This is a genomic window from Streptomyces iranensis (assembly GCF_017874715.1).
In the GTDB taxonomy this organism is placed as follows: Bacteria; Actinomycetota; Actinomycetes; order Streptomycetales; family Streptomycetaceae; genus Streptomyces; species Streptomyces iranensis.
In genome coordinates this window covers 123530-144452 of the sequence record NZ_JAGGLR010000014.1, presented here as the reverse complement: position 1 = coordinate 144452, position 20923 = coordinate 123530, and the positions used below count along the sequence as shown (strand labels likewise).

Annotated in this window: 15 protein-coding genes; 8 read left to right on the top strand and 7 right to left on the bottom strand. The window is 71.1% G+C overall.

All coding sequences use genetic code 11. The annotated features are described in order from the left end of the window. The first annotated feature begins 144 nt into the window (after positions 1-144). Positions 145-1206, top strand: a complete 1062-nt coding sequence (locus J2Z30_RS25545; RefSeq protein ID WP_044580071.1) for a mechanosensitive ion channel family protein — start codon at positions 145-147, stop codon at positions 1204-1206. A gap of 61 nt (positions 1207-1267) precedes the next feature. On the opposite strand, the gene J2Z30_RS25540 is transcribed toward J2Z30_RS25545, so the two are convergent. Continuing rightward, positions 1268-1954 carry a response regulator gene (locus J2Z30_RS25540; protein WP_044580070.1) on the bottom strand — a complete coding sequence of 229 codons (687 nt, stop codon included), beginning with the start codon at positions 1952-1954 and terminating at the stop codon, positions 1268-1270. Continuing rightward, on the bottom strand, positions 1951-3171 hold the full coding sequence (locus tag J2Z30_RS25535) for a sensor histidine kinase (protein WP_245388445.1): 1221 nt from the start codon (positions 3169-3171) through the stop codon (positions 1951-1953). The genes J2Z30_RS25540 and J2Z30_RS25535 overlap by 4 nt, the downstream gene beginning before the upstream one ends. 384 nt (positions 3172-3555) lie before the next feature. On the opposite strand from J2Z30_RS25535, the gene J2Z30_RS25530 reads away from it, so the two are divergent. The 4 genes from J2Z30_RS25530 to J2Z30_RS25515 all read left to right on the top strand — a co-directional run bounded on the left by J2Z30_RS25530 (position 3556) and on the right by J2Z30_RS25515 (position 7773). Next, positions 3556-4347 carry a class I SAM-dependent methyltransferase gene (locus J2Z30_RS25530; RefSeq protein WP_044580069.1) on the top strand — a complete coding sequence of 264 codons (792 nt, stop codon included), beginning with the start codon at positions 3556-3558 and terminating at the stop codon, positions 4345-4347. A 240-nt stretch (positions 4348-4587) separates the two neighbouring features. Next, positions 4588-4779, top strand: coding sequence for a putative ATP-grasp-modified RiPP (gene tgmA, locus J2Z30_RS25525; protein ID WP_044580068.1), 192 nt, complete (start codon positions 4588-4590; stop codon positions 4777-4779). A 15-nt stretch (positions 4780-4794) separates the two neighbouring features. After that, a complete protein-coding gene (gene tgmB / locus J2Z30_RS25520; RefSeq protein WP_044580067.1) occupies positions 4795-5733 on the top strand; it encodes an ATP-grasp ribosomal peptide maturase in 939 nt (312 codons plus the stop codon). Positions 5734-5940: 207 nt separating this feature from the next. Continuing rightward, positions 5941-7773: a glycoside hydrolase family 15 protein gene (locus J2Z30_RS25515; RefSeq protein WP_044580066.1), complete on the top strand. Its 1833-nt coding sequence runs from the start codon at positions 5941-5943 to the stop codon at positions 7771-7773. A gap of 25 nt (positions 7774-7798) precedes the next feature. Here J2Z30_RS25515 and J2Z30_RS25510 read toward each other — a convergent pair whose 3' ends face one another. After that, complete coding sequence (locus tag J2Z30_RS25510; protein ID WP_044582444.1) at positions 7799-9418, bottom strand: GMC oxidoreductase; 1620 nt, start codon at positions 9416-9418, stop codon at positions 7799-7801. A 137-nt stretch (positions 9419-9555) separates the two neighbouring features. Between J2Z30_RS25510 and dgoD the strand changes: the two genes are divergently transcribed. Then, positions 9556-10701 (top strand): galactonate dehydratase, encoded by a 1146-nt coding sequence (gene dgoD, locus J2Z30_RS25505; RefSeq protein ID WP_044580065.1) that lies wholly within the window; start codon positions 9556-9558, stop codon positions 10699-10701. Positions 10702-10788: 87 nt separating this feature from the next. Here dgoD and J2Z30_RS25500 read toward each other — a convergent pair whose 3' ends face one another. Further along, on the bottom strand, positions 10789-14016 hold the full coding sequence (locus J2Z30_RS25500) for an NACHT domain-containing protein (protein WP_052701832.1): 3228 nt from the start codon (positions 14014-14016) through the stop codon (positions 10789-10791). Positions 14017-14249: 233 nt separating this feature from the next. On the opposite strand from J2Z30_RS25500, the gene J2Z30_RS25495 reads away from it, so the two are divergent. Then, on the top strand, positions 14250-17627 hold the full coding sequence (locus J2Z30_RS25495; protein WP_044580064.1) for a pyruvate carboxylase: 3378 nt from the start codon (positions 14250-14252) through the stop codon (positions 17625-17627). A gap of 50 nt (positions 17628-17677) precedes the next feature. On the opposite strand, the gene J2Z30_RS25490 is transcribed toward J2Z30_RS25495, so the two are convergent. Next, positions 17678-18340: a TetR/AcrR family transcriptional regulator gene (locus tag J2Z30_RS25490; protein WP_044580063.1), complete on the bottom strand. Its 663-nt coding sequence runs from the start codon at positions 18338-18340 to the stop codon at positions 17678-17680. 125 nt (positions 18341-18465) lie between these two features. Here J2Z30_RS25490 and J2Z30_RS25485 point away from each other — a divergent pair, with 125 nt between their 5' ends. After that, positions 18466-18885, top strand: coding sequence for a Dabb family protein (locus tag J2Z30_RS25485; protein WP_044580062.1), 420 nt, complete (start codon positions 18466-18468; stop codon positions 18883-18885). On the opposite strand, the gene J2Z30_RS25480 is transcribed toward J2Z30_RS25485, so the two are convergent. Together J2Z30_RS25480 and J2Z30_RS25475 are read right to left on the bottom strand one after the other, a co-directional pair. Next, on the bottom strand, positions 18825-20330 hold the full coding sequence (locus J2Z30_RS25480) for an MFS transporter (protein ID WP_044580061.1): 1506 nt from the start codon (positions 20328-20330) through the stop codon (positions 18825-18827). The genes J2Z30_RS25485 and J2Z30_RS25480 overlap by 61 nt on opposite strands. Further along, entirely contained in the window at positions 20327-20917 is a 591-nt protein-coding gene (locus J2Z30_RS25475) for a TetR/AcrR family transcriptional regulator (RefSeq protein WP_044580060.1), read from the bottom strand. Before J2Z30_RS25475 ends, J2Z30_RS25480 begins: the two co-directional genes overlap by 4 nt. Positions 20918-20923 lie beyond the last annotated feature (6 nt).

The window sequence follows — 20923 nt, the reverse complement described above, 5'->3', positions numbered from 1 at the left end:
ATGTACGCCCGGCACCACCCGTAGAACCCAGGCACGAGCAGGTGACAAGGTGATCCCACTGAATTCCAGACCGGAGGCCGCACCGACGACGGCATGCCGCACGGCCGCTTCTGACGCGCTTTCCGGGATAGCGGACGGTGGCCGATGAACCGGGCTCTCACCTTGCACGATGTCATCGTCGTCGGAGCGGCCCTGGTCTGCGGGGCGGCCGGTGGTGTGCTGTTGCGCGTGGCGCTGCGCTGGCTGGGCGAGCGGGCCCGCTCCACCCGGTGGAGCGGCGACGACATCATCGTCGACACGCTGCGCACCCTGGCCCCGTGGGCGTCGATGGCCGCCGGTGTCGCCGCCGCGGCCGCCGCGCTGCCGCTGAACCGCACGGTCGGCCATGACGTCAACCAGACGCTGGTGGCCGTGCTGATCCTGGTCACCACGGTCACGGCGGCGCGAGTGGTGGCCGACCTGGTGCGCTCGCTGGCGCTGTCCCGCTCCGGAGTGGCGGGAACGGCCAGCATCTTCGTCAACATCACACGGATCGCCGTCCTGGCCATGGGTGTGCTGATCCTGCTGGAGACGCTGGGCGTCTCGATCGCTCCCCTGCTCACCGCCCTGGGCGTGGGTGGTCTGGCGGTCGCGCTGGCCCTGCAGGACACGCTGGCCAACCTCTTCGCGGGGGTGCACATCCTGGCCTCCAAGACGGTGCAGCCCGGCCACTACATCCGGCTCAGCAGCGGGGAGGAGGGGTATGTGGTCGACATCAACTGGCGCAACACGGCGGTACGGCAGCTGTCGGACAACCTCGTCATCATCCCGAACGCCAAGCTGGGCAACACCATCATGACCAACTTTCACCAGCCCGAGCAGCAGATGTCCGTCATGGTCCAGGCGAGGGTCGGCTACGGAAGCGATCTGGACCATGTCGAGCGGGTGACCATCGAGGTCGCCGGGAAGGTGATGTCCGGGGTCGAGGGCGGGGTCGTCGACCACGAGACGAGTGTGCGCTTCCACACCTTCGGAGAGTCCGGCATCGACTTCTCGGTGTTTCTGCGGGCCCTGGAGTTCAGCGATCAGTACCTCATCAAGCATGAGTTCATGAAGGAGCTGCACCGCCGGTTCCGCGCCGAGGGCATCGAGATCCCGCTGCCCACGCGGACGCTCGTACTGCCCGACCAGGACCGGACGCCGCTGCCCAGCCGGCCGGCGATCTGACGCTCTCAGCCGTCAGCCGTCGGCCGTCAGCCGTCAGCCGTCAGCCGTCAGCCGTCAGCCGTCAAGGCAGCAACCGCCGCTCGGTGGCCACCGCCACCGCCCCGGCCCGGGTCTCGACCCCCAATTTCCCGTAGATCCGTCCCAGATGAGTCTTGACCGTGGCCTCACTGATGAACAGGGCACGGGCGATCTCCCGGTTGCCCAGGCCACGGGCCAGCTGCTGGAGGATGTCGCGCTCCCGCTCGGACAGCCCGGGGCGCGGGCTGCGCATCCGGGCCAGCACCCGGTCGGCCACCGGGGCCGACAGCGCGGTACGGCCGGAGGCGGCGTTCCGGATCGCCGCGAACAGCTCCTCCGGCCGCTCGGCCTTGAGCAGATAGCCGGTGGCCCCCGCCTCGATGGCACGGGTGATGTCGGCGTCGGTGTCGAACATGGTGAGCACCAGCACACGGGGCGCGGGCGGGTCACCGGAGACCAGTCGCCGGGTGGCGGTCACCCCGTCCATCCCCTCCCCCAGCTGCAGATCCATCAGCACCACAGCGGGCTGGAGCCGGGTGGCCATGGCGAGGGCCTCCTCGCCGCTGCCCGCCTCGCCGACCACCTCGATGCCGTCGGTGCTGGCCAGCAGCGCCCGCAGCCCGGCCCGCACCACGGCATGGTCGTCACAGAGCAGCAGCCTGATGGCGGGGGTGGCCGACGGCGTCGGGGACGGGGTCGGGGACGGGGTCGGGGACGGGGTCGGGCTCATGGCGTGGCCTCCACGGGGCGGTCGGGGACGGGAGCGGGAAGGGGTTCGACGGGGATCGCGGCCGAGACGACGGTCCCCTCGCCCGGTGCGGACTCGACGGTGAGCGTGCCGCCCAGCTGCCGTACGCGAGCCCGCATGGCCGGGAGCCCGTGTCCGCGCGACCGGTCCGCCCCAGGGACCGGGACGGCGTCGCTGTCGGTGTCGGTGTCGGTGTCGAAACCACGGCCGTCATCGGCGATGTCCAGACAGATCTGGTCGCCGAGGCAGGTCAGGGTGAGCCCGGCCCGGCTCGCCCCGGCGTGCTCCCGCACATTGGCCAGCGCGCCCTGGGCGATGCGCAGCAACGCCGCCTCCACCCGCTCCGGCAGCGGGCCGAGCGGTCCGTCGAGCCGGAAGTCCACTGTCCGCCCGGCCCGGCTCTCCCGCTCGGCGAGCGCGCCGAGCGCCTGGGCAAGCGAGCCCTCGGCGAGGTCGGCCGGGGCCAGGTCCTGGACGAACCGGCGGGCCTCGACGAGGCTGCGGGACGCGATCTCCGCCGCGTTCCGCATATGTCCCCGGGCCGCTCGCGGGTCCGTCTCCCAGGTGCGGTCGGCGGCCTGCAGCAGCATCCGCTGGCTGGACAGGCCCTGGGCGAGGGTGTCATGGATCTCCGACGACAGCCGCTGGCGTTCGGCCAGGATCCCCGCCCGCCGCTCGGTCGCGGCCAGATCCCGGCGGGTGCGCACCAGGTCGTCGATCAGCACCCGCTGCCGCGCCGACTGGCGCCGCAGATGAATGAGCACGGCGGCGGCCACGGCCGCGATGGCGGGCGGCGCGATCAGCGCGTTGGGGTCGAAGCCGTCGTGCATGAACCGCAGTTTGGAGGCGACGACCAGCGCGGTGAGCACGGCGGCCAGGGGCACCGCGAACCGGGTGGGCAGGGTGTGCAGACCGGTGAAGAACAGCGGCATGGCACACCAGGCGGCGCTCGGCGCGAGGACCAGCAGCGCGACCCAAGCGGCGAGCACCGCGGTCAGCCAGACCAGATAGCGGCCGGAGGGCCGGCCGCCGGGGCTCGGCGCGGGCGCCGGCCACCGGCCGGGCAGATAGAGCGCGCCGAAGGCCACGAAGAGGGCGATGACCCAGCCGTTGGGCGCGCTGCCGGTGTCCCGGATCAGATAGCGGATCAGCGAGGACCCCAGCAGCAGGAAGAACGCGATGTGCAGGACCGCGGTCAGCCACCGCTCGTCCGGATCGTCCGGCCCGTCGGATCCGGACCGCCCGGACCACGCCGACCACACCCCCGGCCACCGGGCCCACCCGGACCCGGACCGCCCGACCGCCCCGACCGCCCCGACCGCCCCGACCGCCGACCGCACCCCGGACCCTCCCCTGCTCTTCTGCTCTTCGGTTCACTCCCTCAGCCAGTCCTAACGCGCCGGACCGGGCGCCGCATCATCCGATCGGTTGATACGGCGGTCACCCGGACCGCCTCCTGACCGGGGCCGCTCCGCCGATCCCCGCCGCCGCCACGGCGCCGAGGCTGGTACGGACAACGACGACGCGGGAACGCATGGGCCACCAGGCCACCGCGTCCCCACCACCAGCACGAGAGAGTCCCCATGCCCGCCAAGAACCTCAGCGTCAACCGCTCCGCCCTCGGCCACCGGGTCTCCTACGCACTGCGCCATCCGCAGCGCGTACCGCGCCATCTGGTCCGTGCCACCCGGGACGCCTGGCTGCGCTACCGCTATCCGGACCACGTCTCGTACTACCGCGCGGTGATGCGGTCGGACACCCGTACCAGTCCGGAGGCGGCGGTCGGCAGCCACAGCCATGAGCGGTGGCTGGCGCTGGGCGCGATGCAGTTCGACTATCTCCTCGGCCACGGGCTGCGCCCGGAGCACCGGATGCTGGAGATCGGCTGTGGCAATCTGCGGGCGGGCTGGCGGTTCATCAGTTATCTGGAGCCGGGCCACTACTTCGGCATCGACATCTCGCCCGACATCCTCGCGGCCGCGCAGGACACGCTGGTGCGCCAGGGGCTCCAGGGCCGCCTGCCCACCCTCACCCCGGTCCGCGATCTGACACTGCGGTTCCTGCCCGACGCCCACTTCGACGTGGTGCACGCGCACAGCGTGTTCTCGCACTCGCCACTGCCGGTCATAGAGGAGTGCCTGGCCCACGTCGGCCGTGTCATGGCGCCGGGCGGCTGGTTCGACTTCACCTTCGACCGCACCGAGGGCGTGGAACACCAGGTGCTGCGGGAGGACTTCTACTACCGCACCGAGACGCTCATCGCCCTGGCGGAGAAACACGGTCTGGCCGCGCGCTTCATGGCGGACTGGGAGGAGCTGCCGCACGGCCAGTCGAAGATCCGCGTAACCCACCGCGAGGGCGGACGGACGTCCTGACCCGACGGGCGGTCAAGCCCGGTGGTCCGCCTCGGAACGCCGGGGCGGATCCGGTGCTCCCCCGGAACAGGCCGACTATTCGAAGACGCAATTCCTGAGGCATATGTTGCCTTCGAAGCCTGTGACACACTTCATATCGCCGTACACAGGACAAAATCGCCGCTAGTGAGTGCCGTAGACTTTTAGTACGTACTGTTGCGTGGTGGATAGACGAATACATGGAGCACCAAGAGGTCACTCATGCAGCCCTTCGTACTGAAGCACGCAATCCCCGCCGAGCGGTCGTCGGCCAGTGTTCCCTACGCCTATAGCGCCGCCCTGCAGTTGAATGTCCTCTCCGACGGCCGTCCGGCCATCGCCGACCGGGCGGTGCTGCTGGCGACCGGCACGACCACGTCCACAGCCGGCTCCAAGACGCACTTCGACGACTGACCTGCACACACGTCGATGACGGTACTCATCCTGACCTGTCGCCAGGATGTCACTGCCGACTTGGTGGTGGCGAAGCTGCGCGAACAAGGCGTCCCTCTGGTGCGTTTCGATCCGGCGGACCTTCCGGATCAGGCCGCCCTGTCGGTCGAATTCGACCGTGGTGACTTCACGGGATTTCTGTCGACCGAGGGACGCCTCGTCAGCATCCACGGCGTGCGGTCCATCTGGGTGCGCAGGCCGGGGCGTCCGGCGGCGCACGCGGCGAATCCGTCGGAGTGGCTGACGGCCGAGTGCGGACAGGCCCTGTACGGGATGCTCTACGCGACAACGGCACACTGGATGAACCATCCCGCGGCCGCCGAACCGGCCCGCCACAAACCCTTCCAGTTGCGGGTCGCCCAGCACAGCGGTTTCGCCGTGCCCTCGACTCTCGTCACCACCTATCCGCGCGCGGCGCGCGATTTCGCCGTCCAGTACTCGGACATCGTGGTGAAATCCGCCTCCGGTCCGCCGTCCGTCGATCCGCCGGTCGCGCTGCCCACCACCCGTATCGGACCGGACACGGATTTCTCCGATGTCGCGGCGGGCGCGACCCTTCTTCAGCGCTACATTCCCAAAGCGGCGGACATCCGGCTGATCTGCGTCGGAAGCCAGTTATTCGCCGCGCGCAAGACCGCCGCCTCCGGCCAGGTGGATGGGCGCTATGGCTGTCATGGACACCGCTGGGAACCCGTGGATGTGCCCGCCAGAATCATCCGCTCCGTGCATGAGTACATGACGCTCACCGGCCTTGCCTACGGGGCCTTCGACTTCGCCGAGGACGCCGAGGGCGTGTGGTGGTTCCTGGAGTGCAACCAGGGCGGCCAATTCGGCTTTGTCGAGCTCGAGACCGGTCAGCCCATCGCGGCGGCGGTCGCGTCCTGGCTTGCGGCCCCCAGCGCCGCCCTGCGCTGAGGGCCGGGAGCCCCGCCGGACATCCGGCTCCCGCGGCCACATATGGTGACGGCCGGTGACGCGGAGGCAGCGTCCGTGTGCGGCGCGGGCGCCGGGGGCGCCTGGTGGGCCGGGCGCTGCGCCGGACCGGTCCGTCGGTCGTATGGTGAAGTGAGAGTCCGCGCCGCCCAAGGGTTTCCAGCCTCTCCCCCAGCGCGGGAGGTTCCGATGACCGTCGCCGAGAGCATCCGCCGCCCGACGGACGCGTCCCGCTATGTGCCGATCGCCGAGCACGGTCTGATCGGCGATCTGCGCACCGCCGCGCTCGTGGACACGCGCGGCACCATCGACTGGTACTGCCCGGTCCGGTTTGACGCCGCCAGTGTGTTCGCGTCGATCCTCGACGCCGACCGCGGCGGCTCCTTCCAGCTCACACCCGAGGTGCCCGCCCGGACGAAGCAGTTCTACTTCCCGGACACCAACATCCTCATCACCCGCTTCTTCGCGGACGACGGGGTCGCCGAGGTCCAGGACTTCATGCCGATCGTGGACGACTCGCGCGAGGCGGACCGGCACCGGCTGATCCGCCGGGTGCTGTGCGTCCGCGGTTCGCTGCCCTTCACCGCCCGGGTGGCGCCCCGGTTCGACTACGGCCGGCAGTCGCACACGGTGCGCGCCGAGAAGGGCCTCACGATCTTCGAGTCCCCCGAGCTGTCGCTGGCGCTGACCTCCGGCGTCACCGTGGAGGTCGACGGGCCCGATGCGGTGTCCACGTTCAAGCTGGTCGAGGGCGAGGCCGCGGTGTTCGCGCTGGACCGGATCGGCGGTACGGTGCAGCCGCGGCACTGTCCGCAGGCGGAGGCGGAGGAGCTGTTCGACGCCACCGTCCGCTACTGGCGCCGGTGGCTCGCGCAGTCCCGTTACCGCGGGCGGTGGCGGGAGATGGTGCACCGCTCCGCGCTCACCCTCAAGCTGCTCACCTACGCGCCGACCGGCGCCATCGTGGCGGCCCCGACGACCAGCCTGCCCGAGCAGATCGGCGGCGAGCGCAACTGGGACTACCGATACGTCTGGGTCCGTGATGCCGCGTTCTGCATCTACGCGCTGCTGAGACTGGGCTTCACCCAGGAGGCCGAGGCGTTCGTGCGCTTCCTGTCCGAGGGCATCGCGCTGGGGGACGGCCCCGGCGGCCCGCTGCAGATCATGTACGGCATCGACGGCCGCAGCGAGATCCCCGAGCAGATGCTCCCCCAGCTGGAGGGGCATCTGGGCTCGTCCCCGGTCCGGGTCGGCAACGCGGCGGTCCACCAGCTCCAGCTGGACATCTACGGGGCGCTGGTGGACTCCCTCTACCTCTACGACAAGTGGGGGCAGCCGCTGTCCAGCGACCACTGGGACGCCGTGTGCAAACTGGTCGGCTGGGTGTGCGACAACTGGGACCGGCCCGATATGAGCGTCTGGGAGACCCGCGCCGGTCCACAGCGCTTCCTGTACTCGCAGCTGATGTGCTGGGTCGCGATCGAGCGGGCGATGCGCATCGCCCGCCACCGCGGACTGCCCGCGGACATGTCCCGCTGGTCGACGGCGCGCGATGACATCTACCGCCGGATCATGCGCTGTGGCTGGTCGCCGCAGCGGCGCGCCTTCGTGCAGCGCGAGGGCGAGGAGGTGCTCGACGCCTCGCTGCTGATGATGCCGCTGTCGAAGTTCATCTCCCCCACCGACCCCAAGTGGCTGTCCACCCTGGACGCGTTGGGCGAGGAGCTGGTGGCCGATTCGCTGGTGTACCGCTACGACCCCACGGTGAGTCCGGACGGGCTGCGTGGTGAGGAGGGCACCTTCTCGATCTGCTCCTTCTGGTACGTCGAGGCGCTGTCCCGGGCCGGCCGGGTGGACGAGGCGCGGCTGGCCTTCGAGAAGATGCTCACGTACGCCAACCATGTCGGGCTGTACGCCGAGGAGATCGGCCGCACCGGTGAGCAGATCGGCAACTTCCCGCAGGCGTTCACCCATCTCGCGCTCATCAGCGCCGCGTTCAACCTGGACCGGGCCCTGGGCTGACGGCGCGGGCACGCCCCCGGCGGGGTCACCGGCCACCGACGGGGTCCTCGGCCAGGACCCGGGCCATGGTGCGCTCGGCCAGGGCGGTGATGGTGACGAACGGGTTGACGCCGATGGAGCCCGGGATGAGGGAGCCGTCGGTCACATAGAGCCCGTCGTAGCCGGTCACCCGGCCGTACGCGTCGGTGGCCCGGCCCAGGACGCAGCCGCCCAGCGGGTGGTAGCAGAAGTCGTCGGCGAATGCCCGGGTGTCACCGAAGAGGTCATAGCGGTAGATCGTGACGTTCGCGGAATTGACGCGATCGAAGAGCGCCTTGGCCGCGGCCACGGAGGGCGCGCTCTGGTTGCGGGTCCAGTTGAGTACGGCGGTGTCCTTCGCCGCGTCATAGGTGAAGGTGGCGCGTTCGGGGTTCCGGGTGATGGCGAGGTAGAGGCTGACCCAGGTCTCGAGGCCGGACGGCAGCGGGGCGATCTCGGCGAACACCGGATTGGTGGCGTTGGACCAGTCGTCGATCGCCATCACCGGGATGGTCGACTGCCGGGCACCGGTCGGGTTCCATACGTGGTTGGCGCGGCCGAGCATGACATTGCCGTTGCCGCCCCAGCCCCGGCCGACCTCCGCGCTCAGCTCGGGGAGGGCGCCGGTCTCCCGGGCGCGCAGCAGGAGTTCGGTGGTGCCGAGGCTGCCCGCGCCGAGGAAGAGCGAACCGCAGGTGATCTCGTCGGTGGCGACGACGGTGCCGGTGGTGTCGACGCGCTCCACGGTGAGGACATAGGTGCCGTCCGGCGCCCGCCGCAGGGCGCGGACGCGGCTCAGCGTCTGCAGGGTGACCTGGCCGGTGCCGAGCGCGGCGGCGATATAGGTCTTGTCGAGGCTGCGCTTGCCGAAGTTGTTGCCGTAGATGACCTCTTGGGCGAGCGCGGACTTGGTCGCCGTTCCGTCGGCCTCGCGCCGCATGTAGTCGAAGTCGTAGACGTTGGGCACGAAGACGGTCTTCAGGCCCGCCTTGGCGGCCTGGGCGCGGGCGACCCGGGCGTAGGTGTACCACTCCGTGGCCTCGAACCACGCCGACGGCACGGTGGTGGCGCCGAGCATGCGGTTGGCCAGCGGGAAGTAGGTGTCGTACATCGGGTCCGCGGCCACCTGCGGCAGCATCTGCTGGAAGTACGAGCGCGGCGGGGTGACCGCGATACCGCCGTTGACCAGCGAGCCGCCGCCGACCCCGCGGCCCACGTAGACGGACATGCCGGGGTAGCGGACGCGGTCCAGGACGCCGGGGTAGGGGGTGATGTCCTTGTTGATGACGTCCAGCCACAGGAAGGTGGACAGGGGTGCCTCGGTTCTTCTCTTGAACCACATGGAGCGCTGGTCGGGGGCGGTCATCGAACAGTAGACCCGGCCGTCGGGGCCCGGGTCGTCCCATAACCGCCCCATCTCCACGACGAGCGTTCTTATGCCCGCCTCGCCGAGCCGGAGCGCGGCCACGGCCCCGCCGTAGCCGGAGCCGATGACGACGGCCGGGAAGTGGTCGGCGCTCTCGGCCGCGGCCGCCGGGGTGAGGCCGATACGGGTGAGTCCGAGGGCCGCCGCGCTCTGCAGGGCGGCCAGACCAAGAATGTGACGACGCGTCAGATTTGCTGTCATGGCGGCATGATGGGCGGAATCGCCGGAACTCGCCATGGCGTGACACAAGGTCTTTTTCGGCCCCGAAGGCATGCGAAGTTCTCGTAATTTATCGTTTATCCTCGCAGCCGCGCCCCTCCCAGGGAAGGACACCGCCCGTGAAGATCGCTCGTATCGAGACATTCCTGGCCCCGCCGCGCTGGATGTTCGTCCGGGTGGAGACCGACGAGGGGGTGGTCGGCTGGGGTGAGCCGGTGGTCGAGGGGCGGGCCGAACCGGTCCGCGCCGCGGTCGAGGTGCTCACGGAGTATCTGATCGGCCAGGACCCGATGCGGATCGAGGACCACTGGCAGGTGATGACCAAGGGCGGCTTCTACCGTGGCGGGCCGGTCCTCTCCAGCGCCGTCTCGGGGCTCGACCAGGCGCTGTGGGACATCAAGGGCAAGCACTACGGCGTACCGGTGTACCAGCTGCTCGGCGGTCCGGTACGGGAGCGGATCCGCGCATACGCCTGGATCGGCGGCGATGAGCCCGAGGAGATCCGCGACGCGCTCACCGCGCAGATCGAGGCGGGGTTCACCGCCGTCAAGATGAACGGCTGCGGCCGGATGACCCCGGTCGCCACCCGCGCGGAGATACGCGCGGCGGTGCGCCGCGCCGAGACCGCCCGTGAAGTCCTCGGCGACGACCGCGACTTCGGCCTCGACTTCCACGGCCGGGTCTCCCCCGCCAACGCCCGCCGGCTGCTGCCGCTGCTCGCCGAGGCGGCGCCGCTGTTCGTCGAGGAGCCGGTGCTCTCCGAGCACATGGACATCGTCCCGGACCTGGTGAACGCCTCCCCCATCCCCATCGCGCTCGGTGAGCGCCTGTACTCGCGGCGCGAGTTCATCGCCCCGCTGCGGGCCGGGGTGGCCGTCCTCCAGCCCGATATCTCGCATGCGGGCGGCATCTCCGAGCTGCGGCGCATCGCCGCCCTCGCCGAGCCGCACGGCGCCCAGCTCGCCCCGCACTGCCCGCTCGGCCCGGTGGCGCTCGCCGCCAGTCTCCAGATCGCCTTCACCACGCCGAACTTCCTCATCCAGGAGCAGAGCATCGGCATCCACTACAACCAGGGCGCCGAACTCCTGGACTACGTGGCCGATCCGGAGCCCTTCCGGTTCACCGCCGGGCAGCTCTCGCGCACCGACCGCCCGGGACTCGGTATCGAGGTGGACGAGGCCGCGGTGCGCGCCGCCGACCGCCGTGGCCACGCCTGGCGGAATCCGGTGTGGCGCCATGCGGACGGCTCGCTCGCCGAGTGGTGAGCCCGGTCCCGTAGAGTCCCGGTCCCGTACGAGGGCGCCCCGGTCCCGTACGAGCGTGGCTGAGCCGGTCGCCGGTGGGCGCCCGGCTCAGCGCGCCGGCGCCGGGACCACCAGGGCGCGGCCGTCGGGGAAACGGCCCACGCCCTTGACGTGGTCGGCATTGCTCACCTGCACGATCAGCTCCCGCATCCCGCTCAGCGGCGTCAGGTCCACCACCGGCCCCTGACCCGGGCGCCAGGACAGGAACAGCCGCCGCAGCCCCGGAAACGCGTCCCGCAGGGGGTTAAGGTCCCCGGCCTCCACGGCGCCCGCGAGGGAGAGATGGGAGATGCCCGGCATCGGCACGGCCTCGCGCATCCGGGCGACGCTCTCCCCGGTGAGGCTGAGGGACTCCACCTGCGGCAGGGAGAGGATCTCGGAGCGGTCGGCCGCCGAGAGCCGTACCGAGTCGAAGAGCGAGATGTGCCGCAGGGTCGGCCATCGCCCGATGCCCCGCATCCCGGAGGTGGCATACGTGGCCGGGCCGATGTAGAGCGCGGTGAGCGGCGCGTCCACGGGCAGACCGCCGAGCGCGCCGCACGGCAGTGGAAGATCGAGTGCCAGCGTCTCCAGGGCGGTCAGCGAGCCGAGGGCCTCCATGCCATCGAGCACGGTGGTCGCGTACAGCGCCAGGAGGGCGATGGGAAGGCCGGCGAGCCGCTCGACGCCTCTGACCTCCGGGCAGTGGCCGATCATCAGCTCCGTGAGTCTCGGGAGGGTGTGCAGAAAGGCCAGGTCGTCCAGGAGCGGGTTGTTGAAGACGCTGAGGCGTTTGAGGACGTCCGGCACCAGCTCGGTGGCGAAGTCCACGGTCCTGATCGGACCGGTGCACTGGGTGGTGGCCCGGCCGCCCATCCGGCGCAGCTCATGGAGCTGATCGCGGGAGCTCGCCGTGAACAGGGAGTTCTCCGGCAGGTGGGACAGGATCTCCTGGGCGAACGGCCCGCAGTCGAAGGTGTCCCACGCCTCGATGAACTGCCCGTGGACCGCGGGCGAGGGGTGGTGGCGGAACCGCTTGAGGCGGCCCAGGGCCGGTTCGCCGCCGATCCGGCAGACCGTGGCCACCACGGCCGCCACTTCCGCGTCCCCCAGCCCGTCCGGCTCCTTGGGCAGCAGATCCAGCACCACGGATCCGGCGGCCGCCAGAGTGTGTCCGTCCTCGATGGTGCGCGGCGGAATGAGCGAGGCCATCCGCTCCTCCACATCCCGCCGGACCTCGGGGTCCAGTTCGGTGGCGTGCTCCAGGCAGGCGGCCGCAAGCAGATGGAGGCGGTGGCGGTGCCTGCGCACGTCGTCACCGCGTTTGATGAGCTTGCGCAGCAGCTGACCGCACTGTTTGCGGTCCCCGTGGGCGACCGCCATGCGGATGACGTCCTCCCACTGGTTGTCGTGCGCGTTGCGCACCATCGTGTTGAAGTAGCGGGTCTCCTGGAGCGCCTTGGCGCCCAGGTAGTCCTGGAAGGTGCGGTGGATGAAGGCGACCGAGTCCTCGGTCGGGGCGTGCAGCAGTCCGCTGCGCAGCAGCAGATAGCGGAAGATCTCCTGTGGTCCGCCCTGCTCCTGGGCCTCCCGGATGGAGGGCAGCGTCTCGGCGAGGACGCCCTCGACCACATCCTCCTGCTCGGCCTCCGACTGCTTCTGCAGCGTGAACCAGGCGGCGATGCGGGAGAGCAGCCGCAGCTGGGCCTCCTTGGACAGGTGGATGCCCTCGGGGGCGTCGATGCTGCGGTGGGCGTCCCGCCGGACGAGCAGCAGCTCGAGCGCCGATTCGTAGAGCCCCTTGCGGTCCCGTGGCAGCCGTGCCTGCTCGTCCCGGTGCAGGGCGCAGATCAGCGCGCACATCAGGGGGTTCTCGGCGAGCCGGGCGATGCTCTGGTTGACGGCCACGGTCTCGGTGAGCGCCGTCCGCAGCGCTTCGAGCCGGGCGCGCTCCTGCTCACCGGCGGACTCGGCGCGTGCCGCGCGGTGCCAGTGCCTGATGAACGCGGCGATGTCGTCGCGTCCCATGGGCAGCAGGCACAGTTCGGCGAACCCCTCGCGGCGCAGCCAGCCGTCCTGGACGGCGGAGGGGCGCACGGTCACCAGGCAGCGCACGTCGGGGTAGGCCGCGAGCAGTTCGCGCAGCCACTCCCGGGTGCGCTCCCGGTGGTGCTGGGTCACCTCGTCCACCCCGTCGATCAGCAGCAGGGCGCGCCCGGACTCCAGGATGCGGACCGCCCAGCCGTCCGGCTGGGCGTCGGCGAGGACGCTGCCCACCGCGGAGAGGAAGCCGGCGGGGCTGGGCAGCGCCTCGCGCCGGGTGAGCGTGCGCAGCTGCAGGACGAAGGGGACGCAGTCGTTGTACTCGTCGAGCTCGGCCGGGAAGGCGCGGCGGGCCGTGGTGGTGGCGAGCCACTGCAACAGGGTGGTCTTCCCCGATCCGGCGTGGCCGCGCAGCAGCACCCGGCGCTGCCCCTGGAGCAGCATCTCCACCCGGCGCGGGGCCACCGAGGTGGGCCGGGGGTGGTGGTAGGCGCCGAGGCCTTCGGGCGCGGGGCCCTCGGGGGTGGGGCCCTCGGGGGCGGTGGCCTCCAGGCTCAGATAGGCGGCGTCCAGGGGCCAGCTGTCGCCTTCCTGGTGGCGCAGTCTGAGGCCGAGGATCCGGAGCATGCCGTGCTTGTCGACGATGTGCTCGCTGTAGCGGTGCTCGAAACCGGCGTCCCGCACCGGCTGCGGGACCCGCTCCAGCAGGATGCCGAGCTGCCGGGACTGCTCCTGGAGCTGTTGGGTGGCCTCGGCCAGGGTGCGGGCGATGAAGGTGGAGCGCTGGCTGAAGAAGTGGAGGATCTGCAGACAGCTGAGGTCCAGCAGGCTGTTGTAGAGGTGGGTGCCGTCCGAGCTGAGCTGGCGGGTGGCCTGCGGGACCCGCTTCTTGAGAGTGTGGGCGAGGGTGCGGTACCCCAGGCGTACGGCCTGGACGTCGGCCATGCCGATATGGCCCAGGGCCAGCAGGGTCGTCGTCAGCGCGTCGGTGACGGCCTGACGCTCGCCCTCGGGGACGGCGGGCTCATTGGGGTTGGCGGTGGCCGCGCGCTCGACCAGCTCCCCGACCAGTTTGCGGACGTCGTCCTCGGTCAGGGTCCGCTTCTCGCCCCGCCAGGCGACCAGGCCGGAGATGCGCACCGGCTGGTGGACCAGCTCGGCGCCCGGGGCCGGCTGGGCGAACAGTCTGCGGATCAGCGGACCGGCCGCCGCCGCGGCCGCGCGCGCCCCGACGCCGATGGCTCCTGGCTCCATCCCCCACCGATCCCAGCGTTGAAGCGGCGTTCCGGGTCCATGTATAGCACCACCCGGTGCGGTCGCAGGGCCACTCTGTGTATCCCCGGGGACCATGGACGAGAGGGCCGGATGCCGTGCCGCCCGCCATCCACGAGAACTCGATCACACCCCGGGCGTCCCAGGTGGCGGGCGGCAGTAGGGTTCGCCGACAAGCGTGTGTGTTGGTAACGGGCAGGTAGAAGGGATCGGGCATGTTCCGCAAGGTGCTGGTCGCCAATCGTGGTGAGATCGCCATTCGCGCCTTCCGCGCCGGCTATGAGCTGGGCGCGAGAACCGTCGCCGTGTTCCCGCACGAGGACCGCAACTCACTGCACCGGCTGAAGGCCGATGAGGCGTACGAGATCGGCGAGCCGGGCCATCCGGTGCGGGCCTATCTCTCCGTGGAGGAGATCGTCAACGCGGCGCGCCAGGCGGGCGCGGACGCGGTGTACCCCGGATACGGCTTCCTGTCCGAGAATCCCGATCTCGCGCGTGCCTGCGAGGAGGCGGGGATCACGTTCGTGGGTCCCAGCGCGCAGATCCTGGAGCTCACCGGGAACAAGGCGCGCGCGGTGGCCGCGGCCCGTGCGGCCGGGGTGCCGGTGCTCGGCTCCTCCGAGCCGTCGGCCGATGTGGACGAGCTGGTCCGGGCCGCGGACGAGCTCGGCTTCCCGGTGTTCGTCAAGGCCGTCGCCGGTGGCGGCGGGCGCGGGATGCGCAGGGTCGAGAGCCGGGAGACGCTGCGCGAGTCCATCGAGGCGGCGGCGCGGGAGGCCGAGTCCGCTTTCGGTGATTCCACGGTCTTCCTGGAGAAGGCGGTGGTGGAGCCCCGCCATATCGAGGTGCAGATCCTCGCCGACGGGCAGGGCGATGTCATCCATCTCTTCGAGCGCGACTGTTCGGTGCAGCGGCGCCACCAGAAGGTGATCGAGCTGGCCCCCGCGCCCAACCTCGATCCGGAGCTGCGGGCCCGGATCTGCGAGGACGCGGTGAAGTTCGCCCGGGAGATCGGCTATCGCAACGCCGGTACGGTGGAGTTCCTGCTGGACCGCGACGGCCGCCATGTGTTCATCGAGATGAATCCGCGGATCCAGGTCGAGCACACGGTGACCGAGGAGATCACCGATGTGGATCTCGTCCAGTCGCAGCTGCGGATCGCCGCCGGTCAGACGCTGTCCGACCTCGGCCTCGCCCAGGACACCGTGTATCTGCGGGGCGCGGCGCTGCAGTGCCGGATCACCACCGAGGACCCGGCCAACGGCTTCCGCCCGGACACCGGGATGATCAGCGCGTACCGCTCCCCGGGCGGCTCGGGCATCCGGCTGGACGGTGGCACCACCCACGCCGGTGCGGAGATCAGCGCCCACTTCGACTCGATGCTGGTCAAGCTGAGCTGCCGGGGGCGGGACTTCGCCACCGCGGTCGGCCGCGCCCGGCGCGCGGTGGCCGAGTTCCGCATCCGCGGGGTGTCCACCAACATCCCCTTCCTCCAGGCGGTGCTGGACGATCCGGACTTCCGGGCCGGGCACGTCACCACGTCGTTCATCGAGCAGCGGCCGCATCTGCTGACGGCGCGCCACTCCGCCGACCGCGGCACCAAGCTGCTCACCTATCTCGCCGACATCACGGTGAACAAGCCCCATGGCGAGCGGCCCCATCTGATCGACGCGACCACCAAGCTGCCCCCGGTGCCGGACAGCGAGCCGCCCGCCGGCTCCAAGCAGCAGCTCACCGAGCTGGGTCCGGAGGGCTTCGCGCGCCGGCTGCGCGAGTCGCCCACCATCGGTGTCACCGACACCACCTTCCGGGACGCCCACCAGTCGCTGCTGGCCACCCGGGTCCGCAGCAAGGACCTGCTGGCCGTGGCCCCGGTGGTGGCGCGGACCGTGCCGCAGCTGCTGTCGCTGGAGTGCTGGGGCGGGGCCACCTACGACGTGGCGCTGCGCTTCCTCGCCGAGGACCCCTGGGAGCGGCTGGCCAAGCTGCGCGAGGCGGTGCCCAACATCTGTCTGCAGATGCTGCTGCGCGGCCGCAACACCGTGGGCTACACGCCGTACCCGACGGAGGTGACCACCTCCTTCGTACGGGAGGCCACGGCCACCGGGATCGATATCTTCCGGATCTTCGACGCGCTGAACGACATCGGGCAGATGCGGCCCGCGATCGACGCGGTACGGGAGACGAACTCCGCGATCGCCGAGGTGGCGCTCTGCTACACCTCCGATCTGTCCGATCCCTCGGAGCGGCTCTACACCCTCGACTACTATCTGCGGCTCGCCGAGCAGATCGTGGACGCGGGCGCGCATGTGCTGGCCATCAAGGACATGGCGGGGCTGCTGCGCGCCCCGGCCGCGGCGAAGCTGGTCTCCGCGCTGCGCCGGGAGTTCGACCTGCCGGTGCACATCCACACCCATGACACCGCGGGCGGTCAGCTCGCCACCTATCTCGCGGCGGTCCAGGCCGGTGCGGACGCGGTGGACGGCGCGGTGGCCTCCATGGCGGGCACCACCTCGCAGCCGTCGCTGTCGGCGATCGTGGCCGCCACCGACCACTCCGACCGGCCGACCGGGCTCGACCTCGAGGCGATCGGCGGACTGGAGCCGTACTGGGAGGCCGTGCGCAAGATCTACGCACCGTTCGAGGCGGGCCTCGCCTCGCCGACCGGACGGGTGTACCACCACGAGATCCCCGGCGGCCAGCTGTCCAATCTGCGCACCCAGGCCATCGCGCTGGGCCTCGGCGACCGCTTCGAGGACATCGAGGCGATGTACACCGCGGCGGACCGGATCCTGGGCCATCTGGTGAAGGTCACCCCGTCGTCGAAGGTGGTCGGCGATCTCGCGCTGCACCTGGTGGGGGCGGGGGTGTCGCCGGAGGACTTCGAGGCGCAGCCCGGCCGGTACGACATCCCGGACTCGGTCATCGGGTTCCTCCGCGGCGAGCTGGGCAATCCGCCGGGCGGCTGGCCCGAGCCGTTCCGCGGCAAGGCGCTGGAGGGCCGTGCCGCCGCCAAGCCGGCGGCCGCGGAGCTCTCCACGGAGGACCGGGAGCAGCTGGAGAAGGATCCGCGGGCCACGCTGAACCGGCTGCTGTTCCCCGGTCCGACCAAGGAGTTCGAGGCGCATCGGCAGGCCCACGGCGACACCAGCGTGCTGGACAGCAAGGACTTCTTCTACGGGCTGCGCCCGCGGCACGAGTACACGGTGGACCTCGAGCCCGGTGTCCGGCTGCTGATCGAGCTGGAGGCCATCGGCGACGCCGACGAGCGCGGTATGCGTACGGTGATGGCCTCGCTGAACGGGCAGTTGCGCCCGGTCCAGGTGCGGGACACCTCGGTGGCCTCCGATGTGCCGGCCACCGAGAAGGCCGACCGGAGCGACCCCGGCCATGTGGCGGCGCCCTTCGCGGGTGTGGTGACGCTGGCGGTGGCCGAGGGCGACCAGGTGGAGGCCGGTGCCACCATCGGCACGATCGAGGCGATGAAGATGGAGGCCACCATCGCGGCCCCGAGGAGCGGGACCGTGTCGCGCATCGCCATCAACGCGATTCAGCAGGTGGAGGGCGGCGATCTGCTGGTCGCCCTCGTTTGAGCCGAGAACACCTGCCACACACCGCCGCCACCGGTCCCCCGGCCCTCGGGTCAGGGGTGGCCGGTGGCGGCGGTTTCGTACGCCCGCAGAAAGGTGTCCACCGCGGACCGGGCGACCGTGCGCGCCTCGGCCGTGGAGACCTTGCGGGTGCCCAGCCGGGACCTCACCTCCATGGGACCGGTGAGCAGCGCGAGCAACTGCTCAGCGGCCTGCGCCGGATCACCCGGCCGCAGCCGCCCGGACAGTGACAGCCGGGCCAGCCGGTCGGCCAGCGCCTCACCGAGCCGGACGGCCGTACGCCCCTGGACGGTCTCGATCAGATCGGGGAAGTCGGCCGCCTGGGCGTAGGTGAGCCGCCGCAGGGCACGGGAACGCTCACCGCAGCACACCTGGAGCATCCGGTACGCCATGTCCTCCAGGGCGGCGCGCAGATCGTCGCCGGGCTCGCGCAGCCGCTCGACGACGGCGAGGTTCTCCGCCATCACGGCGTCGGCAGCGGCCTCGATGGCATGGCGGAACAAGGTCTCCTTGTCGGTGAGGTGGTTGTACACCGTGGGCTTGGCGACCCCCGCCTCATTCGCGATCTCCTGGACACACGCCTGTCCGTACCCCCGGCGCGCGAAGACCGTGAACGCGGCGTCGAGAATCGCCTGCCGCTTGTCGATACGCCCTCGCGGAACCTTTCGCCCGGACGAGGCTGTCACTGCCGTCATCCGCGCATCGTATCCCACGACACCTCGAACTGAACTCATTGGTTCAAGAATCCCAACCCTCTTGTTCATTGACTGATTCGGCCACTAATTTGAACCAACCAGTTCAACCACGAAGGGAACCACCCATGCTGGTCAATGTGTTGCGGTTCAGTTTCAAGGACGGCACGACGGAGAAGGAGAAGGCCAAGGTTCTGGCGGCGATGCGCCGGACGGGCGCGGTGGAGGCGGTCTCGTTCTCCACCGCCGGCCAGTTCCTCGGCGACTCCGCCGAGGGCTTCACCCACGCCTACTGCGCGGCGGTGGCCGATCTGGAGGCACTGGACCGGTATCTGCACGACCCGGTGCACATCGCGGGCGACGACGAGATCCTCCCCCATATCGCGAAGCTCTCGGCGTTCCAGCTGTCGGACGACATGGACCCCACGCTCGGCGAACGGGTCATGGGCATGCATCTGAAGAAGGTGGCGACGCACCCGCGGTGGGGTCAGGCGCTCGACGCGATCTCGGACCTCGGGGGCCCGTCCGGGAGCTCTTCCACCGGCTGATCCCCGGGCCGCCGCGCCGCCGCACGGCCGGGCAGCCTGGTGGCCGGCAGCACACCGGCCGCGGCCACGGCCGCGAGGACCGTCAGCGCCGGTCCCATCGCCGAGAGGAAGACATCGGCCGCCCAGCGCGGCCCGTCGCCAGGCGGCCGTCCGGCGGTGTCCCCCCGCCCGGCCACGCTCATCAGCGTGGTCGCGGCGGCGACCCCCAGCGCGGGCCCGATGTTCATGGCGGTCTGCTGGAGCCCGCCCGCCACCCCGGCGGTGTCCACGGACGCGTCGCGCACGACGACGGTGGTCGCGGTGACCATCACGGTGGCGAAACCCGCGCCCAGCAGGAGGAAGCAGCCACCGGTCACCTCCGCGCCCGAGCCCCGGCCGAGACGGGACATCAGCAGCACACCGGCCGCCACCAGAACCATCCCCGCCACCGCCGTCCGGCGAGGCCCCTGACGGCGCGTCAACAGCGCCGCCACCGGCGCGCCCAGCACCATCATCACCGCGAGCGGCAACGCCCGCAGCCCGCTGTCGAACGGATCCAGCGCGAGCACGTCCTGGAGGTAGTACGTGCCGAGGAACAGCGCCCCGAATAGTGCTGCCGACGCGGCCACCAGCACACCGAGCGCCGGGCCCGCGGTGCCCGACCGCAGCACGCCCGGCGGCACCAGCGGATCCGCCGTCCGGCGCTCATGCCGTACGAAGACGCCCCCGGCCGACACGGCGCACCCGAGCCCGAGCGCGGTCGCCACGGTCCAGCCGGTTTCCGGGATGCCGACGAGCGTGTGCACCAGCCCGGCGAGCGCCACCGCGAGCAGGCCCGCACCGGGCAGATCGAGCCGCGGCCGGGCGGTCTCACGGGGCGCAGCCGGAGGGCGGACGGCGAGTGCCGAAGGGGCCCGGACGGCGAGTGCCGCCAGACCCATGGCGAGGGCGGGCGCGACATTGACGAAGAACACCGCCCGCCACCCCAGATGGGTGGTCAGCGCCCCGCCGACCAGCGGACCGGCCACGGCCGCCAGCCCGATGGCACCGGTCCGCACCGCGACGGGCCGGCCGAGCCGTTCGGGCGGATACGCGGCCCGCAGCATCCCGAGGGTGGCGGGTTGCAGCAGCGCCCCGAAAACCCCCTGGGCGACCCGCAGTCCGATCACCCAGCCGATGCCGCCCGCGAGCCCGATGCCCGCCGAGGCGGCGCCGAAGCCCAGCATTCCGAGGGCGAAGACGCGTCGGTGGCCGTAGCGGTCGCCGAGGCGGCCCGCGAAGACCAGCAGACTCGCCACGGCGATCAGATATCCCGTACTGGTCCACTGCACCTGGGCGAACGTGGCATGGAGGTCCCGTTGCAGCCGGGGCTGGGCGACGGTCAGCACGGTGCCGTCCAGGGCGACGATCACGGCTCCGGTGACGCTCGCGACGAGGGTGAGGCGCCGTCCGCGCGGGGAGCTCATCGGGCCTCCGGGCCGAGGTGTGCGTCGAGCGCGGCCCGCAGCAGCGGCTCGGGATCGTCGCCTCCCACCGCGAGCTGAAGGCTGCCCCAGCCCCACAGTTGGGCGATGCCGTGCAGATTCGCCCACAGCGCACCCGCGACGATCCGTGGCTCCGCGCCGGAGTCCGGCCGCACCCCGGCCACCAGGTCGACGAGGGTGGCGAAGAGCGGCAGACTCGTCTCCCGCAGGCCCAAGTGGTCGCTCCGTAGCAGATCGTGACGGAACATCAGCTCGAACATGCCGCGGTTGGTCAGCGCGAAGTCGAGCCAGCTCCGCGCCAGCGCCGTCAACTGCGCACGTGGATCGCCCTCATGGGCGGCGATCGCCTCACCGGCCTGGGCGGCCAGGCTCTCGAAGCCGCGTCGCGCGATGGCGGACAGCAGGGACAGGTGTGTCGGGAAGTACCGCCGCGGGGCCCCGTGGGACACCCCGGCCCGGCGGGCGATCTCCCGCAGCGAAAGGGCCCCGACGCCCTCCTCGTCCACCAGCTCCACTCCGACGTCCACCAACCGGGACCGGAGACCTGTGTCCTGCTCACGCTCAGCCATGGACAC

Excerpts from the sequence above, each read along its gene's own strand:
- J2Z30_RS25545 (WP_044580071.1), top strand. The coding sequence starts at position 145 with ATGAACCGGGCTCTCACCTTGCACGATGTCATCGTCGTCGGAGCGGCC.
- J2Z30_RS25540 (WP_044580070.1), bottom strand. The coding sequence starts at position 1,954 with ATGAGCCCGACCCCGTCCCCGACCCCGTCCCCGACCCCGTCCCCGACG.
- J2Z30_RS25530 (WP_044580069.1), top strand. The coding sequence starts at position 3,556 with ATGCCCGCCAAGAACCTCAGCGTCAACCGCTCCGCCCTCGGCCACCGG.
- tgmA (WP_044580068.1), top strand. The coding sequence starts at position 4,588 with ATGCAGCCCTTCGTACTGAAGCACGCAATCCCCGCCGAGCGGTCGTCG.
- tgmB (WP_044580067.1), top strand. The coding sequence starts at position 4,795 with ATGACGGTACTCATCCTGACCTGTCGCCAGGATGTCACTGCCGACTTG.
- J2Z30_RS25515 (WP_044580066.1), top strand. The coding sequence starts at position 5,941 with ATGACCGTCGCCGAGAGCATCCGCCGCCCGACGGACGCGTCCCGCTAT.
- J2Z30_RS25510 (WP_044582444.1), bottom strand. The coding sequence starts at position 9,418 with ATGACAGCAAATCTGACGCGTCGTCACATTCTTGGTCTGGCCGCCCTG.
- J2Z30_RS25500 (WP_052701832.1), bottom strand. The coding sequence starts at position 14,016 with ATGGAGCCAGGAGCCATCGGCGTCGGGGCGCGCGCGGCCGCGGCGGCG.
- J2Z30_RS25495 (WP_044580064.1), top strand. The coding sequence starts at position 14,250 with ATGTTCCGCAAGGTGCTGGTCGCCAATCGTGGTGAGATCGCCATTCGC.
- J2Z30_RS25490 (WP_044580063.1), bottom strand. The coding sequence starts at position 18,340 with ATGACGGCAGTGACAGCCTCGTCCGGGCGAAAGGTTCCGCGAGGGCGT.
- J2Z30_RS25485 (WP_044580062.1), top strand. The coding sequence starts at position 18,466 with ATGCTGGTCAATGTGTTGCGGTTCAGTTTCAAGGACGGCACGACGGAG.
- J2Z30_RS25480 (WP_044580061.1), bottom strand. The coding sequence starts at position 20,330 with ATGAGCTCCCCGCGCGGACGGCGCCTCACCCTCGTCGCGAGCGTCACC.
- J2Z30_RS25475 (WP_044580060.1), bottom strand. The coding sequence starts at position 20,917 with ATGGCTGAGCGTGAGCAGGACACAGGTCTCCGGTCCCGGTTGGTGGAC.